Origin of the sequence: Modicisalibacter muralis (assembly GCF_900102945.1) — a bacterium.
Taxonomy (GTDB): Bacteria; Pseudomonadota; Gammaproteobacteria; order Pseudomonadales; family Halomonadaceae; genus Modicisalibacter; species Modicisalibacter muralis.
This window is the reverse complement of the sequence record NZ_FNGI01000002.1, coordinates 482,970-498,306: the sequence shown is the minus strand read 5'-3', so window position 1 is coordinate 498,306 and position 15,337 is coordinate 482,970. Positions and strand designations below refer to the sequence as shown.

Sequence of the window (15,337 nt, the reverse complement as noted above, 5' to 3'; positions counted from 1 at the left end):
GATGATGAGAATGGCGATGCGTGCGCCGGGGCTGCTGGTAACGCTAGTGGCTATCGGCACAGGGGCCGCATGGGTAGGGCCTGCGTGGGCCGCGGACGACGTCCCGCGTGGCGAGACGATAGCCCAACAGGGTAATGGCCAGGGCGCGATTGCCTGCATGAGTTGTCACGGCGCCGAGGGCATGGGCAATGCGGCTACCGGGTTTCCGCGCCTGGCGGGTCTGCCCGCCGGCTATCTGAGCAAGCAGTTACATGATTACCGCGAGGGTTCGCGCCAGAGTCCGGTGATGCAGCCGTTTGCCAAGGCGTTGAGCGAAGACGACATGCGTGCCGTGTCGGCCTATTACGCCAGCCTGGAGGGGCTGGACCTACCCACCGCGTATCAGGCCGCTGACCCGGCCGATGAGGCGGAATGGCTGGCCAAGCGGGGTGATTGGGGCAATGTCATTCCCGCCTGTAACCAGTGTCACGGTCCGAATGGCCAAGGCGTGGGGGAGGCCTTCCCGCCGCTGGCCGGACAACACGCGAGCTACCTGAAGGCCCAGCTCAATGCCTGGCGCAATGGCAGTCGTGCCAACGATCCCAACGACCTGATGAAGAGCGTCGCCGAGCGTCTCAGTGATGAGCAGATCGGGCTGATCAGTGACTATTACGCGACCCTGCCCGAGCGGCTGAGCACGGCATCCATTGCCGATAAGAAGGAGGGCGCGCAATGACCCCTTGGAAACCGACCCTGTGGGTAGCCGGTGGCACCCTGTCGCTACTGGCGCTGTCGTTGGCAGCCGTGACTCAGGCAGCGGAACCCGAGCGCGACTATCAGAAACCGCTACCGCCGGCGCCGCCGGGCGAGGCGACTTTCCAGCCCCCGCTGGAGCGCGACATTCCGGATAACCAGTACGGCGACATGGTGCGCCTGGGCCGCGATATCTTCATCAACACGCAGCAGTTGCGCGGTCGCTATGTCTTCAATGACCAGAATTGCTCGAACTGCCATCTCGATGCCGGACGCCTGGCCGACTCCGCGCCGATGTGGGCCTCGTTTGGCATGTATCCGGCCTATCGGGGCAAGAACGACAGGGTCAATACCATGGCCGAGCGTATTCAGGGCTGCTTCACCTACTCGATGAATGGCAAGCCCCCGGCGGCGGGCAGCGAGCCACTGGTCGCCATGCAGACGTACCTGCATTGGATGGCCACGGGCGCGCCCATCAACCAGGCCATGCCGGGACGCGGCTATCCGGATCTGCCAGAACCCGAGAAGGCTTACGATCCGGCGCGTGGCGCCGAAGTCTATGCCCAGAACTGTGCCGTCTGCCATGGCGCGGACGGTGCCGGTCAGCAGGTCGGCGACCGCCAGGTGTTTCCGCCGCTGTGGGGAGACGGTGCCTACAACTGGGGGGCCGGCATGCATCGGGTGAGTACTGCCGCCGCCTTCATCAAGGCCAATATGCCATTGGGCCAGCCCAATTCGCTGAGCAACCAGCAAGCCTGGGACGTGGCGGCCTACATCAACAGTCATGAGCGTCCACAGGATCCTCGCCGCCGCACGATGGAATCGCTCGAGGCGACCGTCGAGACCTTCCATCAGCATGGCGGCTACTACGGCCGGCCATTCAATGGCCAGACGCTCGGCGATCACGCCAACTATGGTCAGGATGAACGGCCAGCCACGCCGGATGCCTGAGCCCGCTGGGCCCGGATCGACCGGGCCCAGGTGATGGGGAATGGCTGTGGCTCAGGGCCTCGGTGAACCCATGATGGCCTCGAGCTGCTGCTCGGCAGGCACTCCCTGGGCGATCTTCAGCAGCCCGTCGCGGCGGTAGAGAATGCTCGGCGTCGCCCGTAGCCCCAGCCGCTGCATCAGCCGATGGTTTTTTGCCAAGGCATCTTCGAATTCACGAGGAAGCGACTCGAGCAGGGCGATCGCCTGGCTACCCTGCTGATGGGCATGCAGTGCCGCGGCAGGATCATCGGCGGCCAGCAGTGAAATCGCCTTGCGTGGGCTGTCCTGCTTCAGAATGCCGACCATGATATGGCGTAGCTGGACCTTGCCGGCCTCGACCCAGGGCCGTGCCTCGCTCCAGAACTGCTGGCAATAGGGGCAGTTGGGGTCGGTAAAGACATAAACGATCCGCTCGGCATCGGCAGCACCATCGGCGATCCAGGCGCTGTCCCCCAGATTGTTCCAGGTCGCCGCGTCCTGCGGCTTGCGCACCAGCTCGTCGAGCTGCGCGGCCGATAGGTCGTTGCCCTCGGCGTCCAGCAGCGTGCCGACGATGGCGTGCTCGCCGTCCTCGGTGAGATAGACGGCCACCGCCTGCCCGCGCACGCTGGCGGCATAGCCGGTCAATCCGCTGGGCGCATCGAAGCGTTGGTGGACGTTCAGTCCCTGCTTCTCCAGTGCGGCGATGGGAGCCGGCCACTCTTCGGCGATGCCAGCCGCTGGCCATAGCAGGCCCGAAAGGGCCAGTAGGGTGAGAGGGAAGCGTGCGTTGCTGACGATCATCGGCATCTCCTTGCCTGGGTCGTGTTAGGGGGCATCAGTACAGCTGTTCGAGCTTGGCACTCAGGCTGGCGCGGGAAAGCGCGCCGAGGTGGCTATCGCGCAACCGCCCATCGGCGTCATAGAACAGGGTGGTGGGCATGGCTTGCGAACCGACCGCCCTGCCCAGTGCCTGGCCCGGATCGAGCCACACATGGCTCAGTTCCAGCGATTCGTTTTTTAGATATTGCTTTACCCGAGCGGCGTATTCGCCCTGGTTGACGAACACGAAGGTGATATCGTCTCGTGCCCGTTGCGCGGCGGCCAGAATCGGCATCTCGCGCCGACAGGGCGGGCACCAGGTCGCCCAGAGGTTGACCACCATGGGCTGGTCGGCGCGCTCGGCCAGCGCCGTCAGCGTGATGGGGCGGTGATCCAGCGTCGCAAGTTGCGTCTTGGGCAGTGAGCGTACCTGGTTGTCGATCAGCAGTAGACTGCCGGCCGCAACGCTCCAGGCCAGCGCACCCGTTAGCACGGCGCTGGCCAATACCACGCGTTGTCGGGGCGCGCGCCACAGTCGCCAGCAGACATAGGCGGAGCCGGCCACGACACCGCCGAGCGTGTCGAAACCGCCGTCACGGATATCGAACATCGCCCAGACACTGGCATAGTCGGCGTGATAGCGCGTCACGAAGACCAGCCGCGCGGCAACGATGCCTATCAGCAGTGTATTGAACAGCGTGTCGCTGGCGGATTCGCCACGTCGCGAGCCGACCAGGGTGCTGGTCAATAGGGCCATGCTCAGTGCCAGGCCGATAAGCAGCTGGTTCAGGCTCAGCACCATCGGGCCAAGGGCGATGCTCTGGGTCAGGGCCGTCATGAGGCGTCTCCAGTGGCTTGGCGCGCCCGTTCGAGCCGCTTGAGGAAGGCCTCGGCATCGATTTCACCGACGATGCGTTGGGCGCGCCGCTCGCGTCCATCGGGGTCGAACAGCATCAGCGTGGGAGGGCCGAGAATGCCGTAGGCCTCGAGGAGCTCGCGATCCGCGGCGTTGTTGTCGGTCACATCGGGACGTAGCAATTGCATGCCGGCGAGCTTGGCCTGGACGCGGGCATCGCCGAAGACCTCATCTTCGATGACCTGGCAGGAGACGCACCAGTCGGCATAGACATCCACCAGCGTCCATTGCCCCCGGTTGCCGGCCTGCTCGATCCGGCGCTTTAGGTCGGCGCTACCCTCGACGGCTGCGAAGCGCGCCATGAAAGCTTCCTGGAGGCGCTCGGTGCTAGCATTCGATTGGATCGTCGCCAAGGGGCGATAGAAACTTTCTCCGCCGCCAGCACTGCCGACGATCAGCGTGGCGCCCCACAGGCCGAGTACCAGTCCCGACGTCCTGGCAATCAACTGCCGGGCCGTCGGTGAGTGCGACACGCTCATCTGCCATAGGGCGACCGCGGCGCCGATTAGCCAGACGCCCCAGAGCCCCAGTTCGACACTGGCGGGGATGACCCGAGCCACGAACCAGATCGCCATGCCCAGCAACACGAATCCGAACAGGGCCTTGATGCGGGTCATCCAGGGCCCGGGGCGGGGCAGCAGGCGTGCCCCCAGCGTACCGACCAGCAGTAGCGGCGCGCCCATGCCCAGCCCCAATGCCAGCAGGGCCGAGCCACCCAGCAGGGCATTGCCGCTATCGGCGATATACAGCAGGGCCCCGGCCAGCGGCGCGGTCATGCAGGGGCCGACCAGCAGTGCCGAGAGCACGCCCATTGCCGCGCCGCCGCCCAGGGTGCCGCCGCGCTGACGCTGCTGGAGGCTGGCGAACCGCTGGCGCAGCGCCTGCGGTAGCTCGAGCTCGAAGAGGCCGAACATGGCCAGGGCGAGCACCACGAAGAGCGCGGCGAAGCCGCCCAACACCCACGGCGTCTGCAGCATGGCCTGCAGGCTGGCCCCGGCCAGCGCGGCAACGACACCGAGGGCGGCATAGGTCAGTGCCATGGGCATGACGAAGGCGATGGAGAGCAGCAGCCCGCGCCGTGCACTCGCGCCGGCGCCCACCACCAGGCTGGATAGGATCGGGACCATCGGCAGCACACAGGGCGTGAATACGAGCAACAGGCCCATGCCGAAAAAGGCCGCCAGCGTCCAACCGATATGAGCGTTGGCGAGCCGTGCGGCCAGCCGTTGGTCTTCACCCAGGCTCGCTTCGGTAACGCCGGTGGCCGTAAGCGCCTCGCTGCTGGTGACATTGGTGCGCTCTGACGAGGCACTGGGAGAAGCGTTGGCAAAAAGACCGGGGCTGCTTTGGGAGAAAAAACCGCCATTATCGGCGAGCGTGCCATTCTCCAGGGTCAGGTTCGTCAGGTCGAGGGTGTCATGCTGTGGGGCATAGCATAGCCCCGCCTCGGCACAGCCCTGCCAGGTCAGCGCAAGGCGCTCGGCTTGACCGGGATCGACGCGGACTTCCAGAACGTCATAATAGACCACGGACTCACCGAAGTACTCGTCGCTGATGGTCTCTCCATTGGGCATCGCCGGCGGCGTTATGGCAGAGGGCATGCCCTCTACCCCGAGGCGATGGCGATACAGGTAATAGCCAGGGGCGATCTCCCAGCGCAGCACGATCTCATCGCCCTGCTGCTCGGCTTCGAGCTGGAAGGCCTGGTCAACCGGCAGGAAGTCTTCGGTTGCCGACGCAGGCAAGGAAAGAACCGCAAGCAGCGCGGCAATGGCTAGTAGAGTCCACTGGCGCCAGGCTCGCATCAAGAACCTGTCAGACATTTGCGCCCTCCATCGGGATAAAGGGCAACAGTCTGGCAGGGCGGGATTAAGTGGGTATTAGATGCGCTTGAAGCGAGGCAGAAAACGCTTTCAGCCAAATGGCGCTATCTCAAGCATGATGATGCCCATGGGCGTGCGGCATCTCGCTACCCGGCAAGAACTGCGGCCATAGTCCCCACAGTTGCCACAGCGCGAAGGCGATGATCAGCACGGCGGCCAGTGTGCGCGTGGCGGGGTGACGAATCAGCGCGGTCATCTGGCGCGCGGCGACGCCGGTCACCAGTAGCGCCGGTAGCGTGCCGAGGCCGAATGCGCCCATCAGCGCTGCGCCACGCGCGGGATCGCCGCCGGCCAGGCTCCAGGCCAGCATCGAATAGACCAGCCCGCAGGGCAGCCAGCCCCACACCGCGCCCAGCGCCACCGCCTGAGGAATCCTGACCACCGGCATCAGCCGGCGGCCAAGCGGCTCGATATGCCGCCATAGCCGACGCCCCAAGGCTTCGACGCGGGTCAGCCCGCGCCACCAGTTGGCCAGGTACAGCGCCATCAGGATCAGCATCAGCGCAGCGAGCACCTGCAGGGCCAGGCGCAGGCCGGGGTGGGTGCCGCCGATCAGCGTACCGAGCCCCGCTACCAGTGCGCCAGCGAGCATGTAGCTTGCGATGCGCCCCAGGTTGTAGCCGAGCAGCAGGCCGCCGAGCCGGGCCGGGCTGCGCATGCTGGGCGGCACGGCGAAGGTCAGCGCACTCATGATGCCGCCGCACATGCCGATGCAGTGCGCGCCACCCAGCAAGCCGAAAACGAAGGCGGCGGTCAGCGGCGGGAGGTCGAGTCCGGTGGGGTTCATCGAGGCGGCCGCGTATCGTGGTCGTGGTTTTCGCTGTCGCTTGAATCGCGGTTTGGCGTTTCGCCTTGCGCCTTGCGCCGGCGCTGCTCGGGTGTCAGGTCGTTGTCGTCGTCATCGAAGAGGATGCGGTGCGCCGGGCCTTCGAGGTCGTCGAACTGGCCGGATTTGACCGCCCAGAAGAATACAGCCACGGCCAGGCTGAGCAGTAGCAGCGACAGGGGAATCAACAGATAGAGAATGCTCATGTGGACTCCGCCAGGGGTGAGCGCGTCGCCGGCAGGCGCGTGCGATTGAGACGCAGGGCGTTGCCCACCACCACCAGCGAACTGGCCGACATGCCCAGCGCGGCGGCCCACGGCGGCACCAGGCCCAGCGCGGCCAACGGCAGGGCGCAGAGGTTGTAGCACAGCGCCCACGTCAGGTTCTGGCGGATCAGGCGACGGGTCAGGCGGGCGAGCTGCACGGCCTCGACGATACGCCACAGCCGGGGGCTCATCAATACGCCATCGGCGCGGGTGCGGGCGAGATCGGTGGCGCCGTTCATCGCCACCGATACGTCGGCGGCGGCGAGTACCGGCACGTCGTTGATGCCGTCGCCGACCATGACTACCTGTTCGCCATCGGCTTGCAATGCCTGGATGCGGGCGAGTTTATCTTCCGGCGTGGCGCCGGCGGTCCAGGTGGTTATGCCTACCTCATCGGCCAGCGCGGCGACCGCGTTGCGACCGTCACCGGACAGCAGCTCGACTTCGAGTCCCGCCTGGCGCAGTGCGGCGATGGTAGCGTGGGCATCTTCGCGCAGGGCGTCGTCTAGGCGAAACCAAGCCAGCGGCGTGGCATCCCCCGGTTCATAACGGCTCAATAGCAACCATTGGCCTCGCTGCTCGGGCTCGGCGGGTGGCGTCGCCATGCAGAAATCGGCGCGGCCTAGCCGATAGCGGTGCTCGTCGATCACGCCTTCCAGCCCCTGGCCGGGATGATTGCGCACCTCGCAGGCGGACAGCCGTGGCTCGCGATGGTCGCGAAATGCCCGGGCGATCGGGTGCTCGGAATGCGCTTCCAGCGTGGCGGCCAACTCGCGTGCGCGCTGCGCGGACAAGCCATCGGCCAGCGGGCGGGTCTCGCGCAGGCGCATGCGCCCCTCGGTCAGCGTGCCGGTCTTGTCGAATACCACCCGGGTGGCCTGGGACAGCCCCTCGATGGCATGCGCGCGGGTGATCAGCACGCCGCGCCGGCGCAGTTGCCCATGGCTGGCGGTCAGCGCTGTAGGCGTGGCCAGTGCCAATGCGCAGGGGCAGGTGACGACCAGTACCGAGAGCGTGACCCACAGTACCCGCGACGGATCGATGAAGCTCCACACGATCGCTACGCCGATGGTGGCGATCAGCACGCGCAGCACGAAATGGTGTGCCATGCGCGACGCCTGTTCGGCGATCTTGGGGCGGCTGGCAAAGGCGCGATCGCTAAGTTCGAGGATGCCGGCGGCGCGGGCGTCGCGGCCGCTACGCGTCACTTCGATGGTCAGCGGGCTGTCGGTGTTCAGGCTGCCGCCGGTGACGCTATCGCCGACGCTACGGGCGATGGGCAGCGACTCGCCGCTGAGCATCGATTCGTCGAGGCTGGCCTGGCCCGAGACGATCATGCCATCGGCGGGCACGCCATGCCCGGGACGCACCAGCACGCGGTCGCCGGGGCGCAGATGATTGGCGGGCACGATGCGCTCGCTGCCGTCGGCCTCGAGGCGCGTCGCGCTCGCTGGCAGCACGCCAGTCATGGCATTGCCGCTATGCCCATTGCGGCGCCGCGCGCGCATCTCGATATAGCGACTGAACAGCAGGAAGAAGGTGAACATGGTCACCGAGTCGAAGTAAGTCTCGTTGCTGCCGATCAGTACCGCATAGGCGCTGGCCAGGTAGGCGCCGAGGATGGCGATGGCTACCGGCACGTCCATGCCCAGGTGGCGGACGCGCAGGTCGCGCAGCGCGCCGCGAAAGAACGGCACGGCGGAGAACGTTACTACTGCGGTGGACAGGGTCAGCGACAGCCAGTGAAACAGTTGCTGGAAGCCTTCGCCGATGCCATCCGGGCCGGCGACATATAGCGGAATCGAGAACATCATCACCTGCATCATCGCCACGCCGGCGACGATCAGGCGGCGAATCGCCTGGCGCTCGTCGCGCTGGAGTTTCTGCTGGGCGATATTCGGCTCGTAGGGCTGCGTGGGATAACCGATGGCGGCGAGCTCGGAGAGAATCCGCGACAGCGCGAGCCGGGTCGGGTCCCAGATCAGATGCAGGCGATGATGGCTCAGGTTCACCGCGCTGGACTCCAGGCCATCGAGATCGTTGAGGCGATGCTCGATCAACCAGGCGCAGGCGGCGCAGGTGATGCCATCGACGGCGAAGGTGGCCTGGACGCGAGAATCGTCGACGGCGTCGCCAGGCACGCGGTGTACGAACTGGCGTTGCAGTTCAGGGTCGTCGAATACCGCCCAGGTTTCGGCGCGAGCGGCCTGGCGGTCGTCGGGGCGCGCGGGCAACTGGGTGCGAAAGCGGTAATAGCTCGCCAGGCCGCCATCGACGATGGCGTGCGCCACCGCCTCGCAGCCCGGGCAGCACAGCGGTCGCGGCTCGCCATCGAGAGTGATGCGCCAGGGCGCGCCGCGCGGGACGCCGGCGCCGCAGTGATAGCAGCCCGGCGTATCGGAGCTGTGCTCGAGCGTGGCGCTCATGCGCTCTCGCTGTCGGCGCTCAGGGTCAGCGGGGCCTGGCGTGGTAGTTCGATCTCGCCGCGCAGGCGCCACTCGGGATCGCTGGTATCCGGCGCCAGGTGTACGTACCAACGGTATTGCAGGGCGTGCGGCAACTGGCCGGCATAGTGGCCATCGCGTACGTGCTCGAGAACCACCCGCTGGTCGCGCTCGCCCTGGGTGGGAAAGATCAATTCCAACAGCAGGCGCTCGGGGCGTGCCTCGCCGTCGAGCACCACCACCACGCCGCCGGTGAGGTCGTCGATACGCAGTTCGGCGACCATATTCAATGCTTTGGCATGGTCATCCTGCTCGAGCCTCTCGTTGATCGCCATGCCGTGCTTGTAATAGTTGTCTTCGACCATGCCATCGAAGCTGGTGATGGAGACCACCAGAAAGATCGTGCTTACGACGATGGAGAGGCCCAGTATGCCGAGCAGAAACCATGGCCAGAATTGTTTGTACCAGGGCGGCGGATGATTCATGGGGTTATCTCCTGACTTGGCCCAGGAAGCGGGCTTCCGTGGTCAATGTGATAGTCGGGTCGTCCTGGGCTTCGACACGTAGCGTGATCGCTTCGCTGGGTGAGTCGAGCGAACCGGGCGGCACGGCGAGTTGCAGTGGCACGCTGCGACTGGTCCCTGCCTCGACGGTGATGGTGTGGTTACCGATCAGGCGCAGGCCCGCCAGGCCCTGGGCCGTGATCGCGTAACGATGCGCCTCGTCGTCGAGGTTGCGAATGCCCAAGGTGTAGGAGTTACTGATATCGCCCTCCGGGGTCATGCTATACAGCCGATTGCGGTCGCGCTGGATATCGATATCCAGCGCCACGCGGTCACCGATGGCCCACACGAACAGGCCGATCATCACTACCAGTGCGGCGAAATAGGCCAGCAGACGCGGGCGCAAGACGCGCGTCTTGCCGCCTTCGAGGGCGTGTTCGGTGGTGTAGCGAATCAGCCCGCGCGGATAGTTCATCCGGTCCATCACGCTGTCGCAGGCATCGACGCAGGCGGCGCAGCCGATGCATTCGATCTGCAGGCCGTCGCGGATATCGATCCCGGTGGGACAGACCTGCACGCACAGGCCGCAATCGATGCAGTCGCCGAGCCCCCGCTCGCGGTGATCGATGTCCCTTCTACGCGCACCGCGTGGTTCGCCGCGCGCCTCGTCATAGGAGACGATCAACGTATCGCGGTCGAACATCACCGACTGGAAGCGCGCATAAGGACACATGTGCACGCAGACCTGCTCGCGTAGCCAGCCGGCATTGAGATAAGTGAACACGGTGAAGAAGCCGGTCCAGAACAGTGCCCAGCCACCGACGCTCAGCGTCGCGAAGTCGTTGACCAGGCCGCGAATCGGCGTGAAATAGCCGACGAAGGTCAGCCCGGTGGCGAAGGCGATCGACAGCCACAGGCTGTGTTTGGCACCCTTGCGCGCGGCCTTTTCGGCGCTCATTGGCTGTTTGTCGAGCTTGATGCGCCGGTTGCGCGAGCCTTCGGTCAGGTGCTCGACCCAGATATACAGCCAGGTCCATACGCTTTGCGGGCAGGTATAACCGCACCACACCCGGCCGGCGAACACGGTGATCAGAAACAGGCCGAAGGCGCAGATGATCAACAGCCACGACAGCAGCATGAAGTCCTGCGGATAGAAGGTCGCGCCGAAGATATGGAATTGGCGCGAGGGCAGGTCGAACCACACCGCCTGACGCTCGCCCCAGCTCAGCCAGGGCGTGCCGAAATACAGCGCCATCAGCGCCCAGTTGGCGCTGCGCCTCACGCGCTGGAACAGTCCCTTGATCTCACGCACGTAGATGTGTCGGCGCGAGGCGTATAAATCCTGGGCCGCGCCGCGCCGTGGATCATGTATGCCCACGGCCGGGTTTGGGGTCTCGTCCCGAAGCGGGATCTTGTCCGTCATGTGCCACCTGCTGTGTCACAAAGGAAATCTTGCGAGCCGAGTGCGGATTCTACCGAGTGCGGCGGGAGGAGAGGACAGAGTGCGACTGCCAGCCGCACCCGTGGTTTATTGCTTAGTTGGATAGGCTGTAGACGTAGGCGGCGACCAGATGCACCTTGTTCTCGCCAATATAGGCGATCTGTGACGGCATATGCCCGTTACGGCCGTTGCGCAGCGTCTCGAGCACGGCATCGAGCGTCTCCTGGCCGGGCTGGCGATATAGCCAGGTGGCATCGGTCAGGTTGGGCGCGCCGAGCGCCTGGTTGCCGGTGGCGTCGAGGCCGTGGCAGGCCACGCAGGCGGAGTCGAAGATCGCCTCGCCTTCTTTGGCCAGTTCGGCATCGTGCTCGGCGCCGGACAGGCTGACTACGTAGTTGGCGACGTTGCGCAAGTTGGTCCCGCCCAGCTGCTGCCAGGAAGGCATCAGGCCGTTACGCCCGTTGGTGATGGTGGCGATGATATCCTGCGGCGCGCCGCCATACAGCCAGTCGTTATCGGTCAGGTTGGGAAAGCCATAGCCGCCTTGCGCATTGGAACCATGGCACACCGCGCAGTTGTTGAGGAAAATGCGCTCGGCAACCTGCATGGCTTGGCCATCCTGTGCCAGTTCGGGCACCGGAATCTCGCCGTACTGGTCGAAGATCGGCGCGTACTGCTGCTGGGCGTAGGCGATCTCTTCCTCCCACTGGCCTTCCTGGGTCCAGCCGAGCACGCCCTTGAAGTTGCCAAGGCCGGGGTAGAGCAGCAGATAGCCCACCGCGAAGACGATGGTACCGATGAACAGCATGAACCACCAGCGTGGCAGCGGGTTGTCGAATTCATCGATGCCGTCGGCGCTATGCCCGGTGGTCTCGACATTGCCATCGGCATTGGGTTGCTTGTCGGTCTTGCGATTGGCGAACAGCAGCCACCAGCAGAAGACGATGGTGCCCAGGGTAATGACGATGACCCATGCACTCCAGAAGCCGCTAAGGGAGTCACCCCACAGGTTATTCATGAATCGTTGTCTCCCCTATCTGATCGGGAACGGATCTCGCCCGTCGAGGTGTCGGATTCCTGGCCCGACTTGTTGTCGTCTTCTTCGTCGGCGAACGGCAGGTTCTTCGCTTCGTCGAAGTCCTTCTTGCGGCGCTTCGAGTACGCCCAGAATACGATGCCGAGAAAGCAGAACAGGACGAGCAGCGTGGTAATGCCACGAAAGGTTCCGATATCCATGGTTCAGCGCGTGTCCTTGAGCACGGTGCCCAGTTGCTGGAGATAGGCGACCAGGGCGGTAATCTCCTGCTTGCCGCGCACGGCAACGGCGGCGCCCTCGATCTGCTCCCGGGTGTATGGCACGCCGAGGCTCTGCAAGGCGCGCATCTTGTCGGCGGTGTGCTCGCCGGTCAGGGTGTTCTCGAACAGCCAGGGGTAGGCCGGCATCTTCGATTCGGGCACCACGTCGCGCGGGTTGTACAGGTGGGCGCGGTGCCAGGCATCGCTATAACGGCCACCGACGCGAGCCAGATCCGGGCCGGTACGCTTGGAGCCCCACAGGAACGGATGATCGTAGACGAACTCGCCGGCCACGCTGTAGTGGCCATAGCGCTCGGTCTCGGCGCGGAACGGGCGAATCATCTGCGAATGGCAGCCGACACAACCTTCGCGAATATAGATATCGCGGCCTTCGAGCTCCAGCGCGGAGAGCGGCTCCAGACCATCGACGGGCTGGGTGGTTTCCTTGGCGAAGAACAGCGGCACGATCTCGACCATGGCTGCGAAGCTGATCACTACCAGAATCAGGATGGAGAGCAGGCCAACGTTCTTTTCAACTATCTCGTGTCTCATCGGTGTCAGGTTCCCCGGTTGATCAGGCGGTCTGCGGGAGCGGCTCGCGCACCTGCTCGCTGCGTTTCACCGTCATGTAGACGTTGAAGGCCATTAACAGCATCCCCGTCAGGAAGAAACAGCCACCGATCCAGCGCACCACATAGCCCGGATGACTCGCCTCGAGGGCCTCGATGAAGGTGTACATCAAGGTGCCGTCTTCATTCACCGCGCGCCACATCAGGCCCTGCAGGATACCGTTGACCCACATCGCGGTGATGTACAGCACGGTACCGATGGTCGCCAGCCAGAAGTGCACGGCGATCAGTGGCACCGAGAACATCTCGCTGCGGCCGTAGAGGCGCGGTATCAAGTGGTACAGCGAGCCGAAGGTGATCATCGCCACCCAGCCGAGCGCGCCGGAGTGAACGTGACCGATGGTCCAGTCGGTGTAATGGGAAAGCGCGTTGACGGTCTTGATCGCCATCATCGGGCCTTCGAAGGTCGACATGCCGTAGAACGACAGGGCCACGACCAGGAAGCGCAGCGTCGGATCGGTGCGCAGCTTATGCCAGGCGCCGGAGAGCGTCATCATGCCGTTGATCATGCCGCCCCAGGAGGGCGCCAGCAGGATGATCGACATGATCATGCCGATCGACTGCACCCAGTCGGGCAGGGCGGTGTAGTGCAGGTGGTGTGCGCCGACCCACATGTAGGTGGTGATCAGCGCCCAGAAGTGCACGATCGACAGGCGATAGGAATAGATCGGGCGCTCGGCCTGCTTGGGTACGAAGTAGTACATCATGCCCAGGAAGCCGGCGGTGAGCAGGAAGCCGACGGCATTGTGGCCGTACCACCACTGCACCATGGCGTCGATGGCGCCGGCATAGGCGGAATAGGACTTGCCGAAGGAGACCGGCACCTCGGCGGAGTTGACGATGTGCAGCACGCCCACGGTCAGGATGAACGAGGCATAGAACCAGTTGGCGACATAGATGTGCGAGGTCTTGCGCTGCTTGAGCGTGCCGAGGAAGACGATGGCGTAGGCGATCCAGACCACCGCGAGCAGAATGTCGATCGGCCATTCGAACTCGGCGTATTCCTTGGAGGTGGTCCAGCCCATGTTGAGGGTGACGAGCCCCAGCACGATGACCGCGTTCCAGCCCCAGAAGGTAAACTGCGCCAGGCCATCCGAAAACAGCCGCGTCTGACAGGTACGCTGCACGACATAATACGACGTCGTGATCAGCGCGGAACCGGCGAAGGCGAAGATGACGGTATTGGTGTGCATCGGGCGCAGGCGTCCGAAGCTCGTCCAGGGCAGGCCAAGATTCAGTTCCGGCCAGACCAGTTGTGCAGCGATGACGACACCCAGGCCCATGCCCACGATGCCCCATACCACGGTCATGATCGCGAACTGCCGAACTACCTTGTAGTTGTAGGTCGGGTGTTCCAATGCTGTGCTCATGTCAGGTTCCCATCGAACGCGGTTTTGTCAGCAATTCCCTGGGCAGACATACCCGCGCAGCCGTATGCCGCGGATTGACTACCCGCACGATAATGCAGATCAAGATGCAGGGCGGGAGTCTAGCGCAGCCGGCGGCCAAGCTGAATAAGCTCGGCCCAATGGTTGCAACGAAAGTACACATGTATTGAGCAGCGAGAGGGAACTTATTTGTCGGTCTACACTCATCTGGGATATCGGAAAGTGACCCCACAACAGTTGCGCACGGCCTTGCAAGAGCCAGGCGATGCCAAGCTATTTATCGAGGGTATTGGCCCGCTGGAAAAGCGCGGTGAAGCACGCAAGGGACGCTTGCTGATCGCCCATGGCGCGGGGGCTGGGCAGGACTCGACCTTCATGCGTTTACTGCGCCAGGCATTGTCCGAAAATGGCGTGCAAACCCTGGCTATCGAATTCGCTTACATGCAGCGCATGCGCGAGGAAAACCGCCGCCGACCGCCACCGAAAATCGATGGATTGATCGAGGAAATGGCGCGCTGGTGCGACGTTGTGTCACAGCCGAATTCGCCGGCACTCTGGCTGGGTGGCAAGTCGTTGGGTGGCCGTGTGGCGAGCATGTTGGCGGCGCGTGATGGCGCCGCGGGTCTGGCGCTGTGTGGCTACCCATTCCACCCGCCCGGCAAGCCCGACAAGACGCGCCTGGCGCACTGGCCGGCAATCGCCTGCCCGACGCTGGTGATGCAGGGCACACGAGACCCGTTTGGCACGCGTGACGAGGTCGAAGGTTACGATCTGCCGGCAAGCGTCAGCGTGCGGTTTCTCGAGGATGGCGATCACGACTGGAAACCGCGCAGGATTTCCGGGCGCGACCAGGCGGATTTGATCGCCGAAGGAGCCGCCGGCATCGCCGCGACGATGGCGGCAAGTCGATGAAATCGAAACAGAAAGCGGGCTTCTCGCCGGGCGATGAAAAGCGTTGACATTCCCCCGTGTCGCTGTAGAATGCAGCGCCACGTGATCGGGTGGTTAGCTCAGTTGGGAGAGCACCAGCCTTACAAGCTGGGGGTCACTGGTTCGAACCCAGTACCACCCACCATTGATTGTTGATTTTGATGCGATTTTGTCGATATCGACCGATGGTAGCGTTCACGTAATGGAAACATGCGGACCGGTAGTTCAGTTGGTTAGAATGCCGGCCTGTCACGCCGGAGGTCGCGGGTTCGAGTCCCGTCCGGTCCGCCAT

At 64.4% G+C, this 15,337-nt stretch carries 15 protein-coding genes and 2 tRNA genes; 5 read left to right on the top strand and 12 right to left on the bottom strand.

Going from position 1 to position 15,337, the window contains the following annotated elements; genetic code table 11:
- Position 1 precedes the first annotated feature (1 nt).
- The gene (locus BLR92_RS06910; RefSeq protein WP_245704126.1) at positions 2-715 is read left to right on the top strand and encodes a c-type cytochrome; all 714 of its coding nucleotides are present in this window, start codon (positions 2-4) and stop codon (positions 713-715) included.
- The gene (locus tag BLR92_RS06905; protein ID WP_089726830.1) at positions 712-1,683 is read left to right on the top strand and encodes a c-type cytochrome; all 972 of its coding nucleotides are present in this window, start codon (positions 712-714) and stop codon (positions 1,681-1,683) included. Before BLR92_RS06910 ends, BLR92_RS06905 begins: the two co-directional genes overlap by 4 nt.
- Positions 1,684-1,734: 51 nt before the next feature.
- Here BLR92_RS06905 and dsbG read toward each other — a convergent pair whose 3' ends face one another.
- From dsbG to ccoN, 12 genes are all read right to left on the bottom strand, one after another.
- On the bottom strand, positions 1,735-2,505 hold the full coding sequence (gene dsbG / locus BLR92_RS06900) for a thiol:disulfide interchange protein DsbG (protein WP_089726828.1): 771 nt from the start codon (positions 2,503-2,505) through the stop codon (positions 1,735-1,737).
- Between the two features lie 34 nt (positions 2,506-2,539).
- On the bottom strand, positions 2,540-3,361 hold the full coding sequence (locus BLR92_RS06895; protein WP_089726826.1) for a TlpA disulfide reductase family protein: 822 nt from the start codon (positions 3,359-3,361) through the stop codon (positions 2,540-2,542).
- Positions 3,358-5,262 (bottom strand): protein-disulfide reductase DsbD, encoded by a 1,905-nt coding sequence (gene dsbD / locus BLR92_RS06890; RefSeq protein WP_245704125.1) that lies wholly within the window; start codon positions 5,260-5,262, stop codon positions 3,358-3,360. Before dsbD ends, BLR92_RS06895 begins: the two co-directional genes overlap by 4 nt.
- Before the next feature lie 109 nt (positions 5,263-5,371).
- Positions 5,372-6,109, bottom strand: coding sequence for a sulfite exporter TauE/SafE family protein (locus BLR92_RS06885; RefSeq protein ID WP_089726824.1), 738 nt, complete (start codon positions 6,107-6,109; stop codon positions 5,372-5,374).
- Positions 6,106-6,354, bottom strand: a complete 249-nt coding sequence (gene ccoS, locus BLR92_RS06880) for a cbb3-type cytochrome oxidase assembly protein CcoS (RefSeq protein ID WP_089726822.1) — start codon at positions 6,352-6,354, stop codon at positions 6,106-6,108. Before ccoS ends, BLR92_RS06885 begins: the two co-directional genes overlap by 4 nt.
- Positions 6,351-8,840, bottom strand: coding sequence for a heavy metal translocating P-type ATPase (locus BLR92_RS06875; protein WP_089726820.1), 2,490 nt, complete (start codon positions 8,838-8,840; stop codon positions 6,351-6,353). The genes ccoS and BLR92_RS06875 overlap by 4 nt, the downstream gene beginning before the upstream one ends.
- Complete coding sequence (locus tag BLR92_RS06870; protein WP_089726818.1) at positions 8,837-9,343, bottom strand: FixH family protein; 507 nt, start codon at positions 9,341-9,343, stop codon at positions 8,837-8,839. The genes BLR92_RS06875 and BLR92_RS06870 overlap by 4 nt, the downstream gene beginning before the upstream one ends.
- 4 nt (positions 9,344-9,347) lie before the next feature.
- Positions 9,348-10,784 carry a cytochrome c oxidase accessory protein CcoG gene (ccoG, locus tag BLR92_RS06865; RefSeq protein ID WP_089726816.1) on the bottom strand — a complete coding sequence of 479 codons (1,437 nt, stop codon included), beginning with the start codon at positions 10,782-10,784 and terminating at the stop codon, positions 9,348-9,350.
- A 112-nt stretch (positions 10,785-10,896) separates the two neighbouring features.
- Positions 10,897-11,820 carry a cytochrome-c oxidase, cbb3-type subunit III gene (gene ccoP / locus BLR92_RS06860; protein WP_089726813.1) on the bottom strand — a complete coding sequence of 308 codons (924 nt, stop codon included), beginning with the start codon at positions 11,818-11,820 and terminating at the stop codon, positions 10,897-10,899.
- On the bottom strand, positions 11,817-12,038 hold the full coding sequence (locus tag BLR92_RS06855) for a cbb3-type cytochrome oxidase subunit 3 (protein WP_089726811.1): 222 nt from the start codon (positions 12,036-12,038) through the stop codon (positions 11,817-11,819). Before BLR92_RS06855 ends, ccoP begins: the two co-directional genes overlap by 4 nt.
- A gap of 3 nt (positions 12,039-12,041) precedes the next feature.
- Positions 12,042-12,650 (bottom strand): cytochrome-c oxidase, cbb3-type subunit II, encoded by a 609-nt coding sequence (gene ccoO / locus BLR92_RS06850; RefSeq protein WP_089726809.1) that lies wholly within the window; start codon positions 12,648-12,650, stop codon positions 12,042-12,044.
- Between the two features lie 22 nt (positions 12,651-12,672).
- Complete coding sequence (ccoN, locus tag BLR92_RS06845; protein WP_089726807.1) at positions 12,673-14,097, bottom strand: cytochrome-c oxidase, cbb3-type subunit I; 1,425 nt, start codon at positions 14,095-14,097, stop codon at positions 12,673-12,675.
- A gap of 240 nt (positions 14,098-14,337) precedes the next feature.
- Between ccoN and BLR92_RS06840 the strand changes: the two genes are divergently transcribed.
- From BLR92_RS06840 to BLR92_RS06830, 3 genes are all read left to right on the top strand, one after another.
- Positions 14,338-15,027, top strand: a complete 690-nt coding sequence (locus BLR92_RS06840) for an alpha/beta family hydrolase (RefSeq protein WP_089726805.1) — start codon at positions 14,338-14,340, stop codon at positions 15,025-15,027.
- An 87-nt stretch (positions 15,028-15,114) separates the two neighbouring features.
- A tRNA-Val gene (locus tag BLR92_RS06835) sits at positions 15,115-15,190 on the top strand.
- A gap of 69 nt (positions 15,191-15,259) precedes the next feature.
- A tRNA-Asp gene (locus BLR92_RS06830) sits at positions 15,260-15,336 on the top strand.
- The last annotated feature ends 1 nt before the right edge of the window (position 15,337 follow it).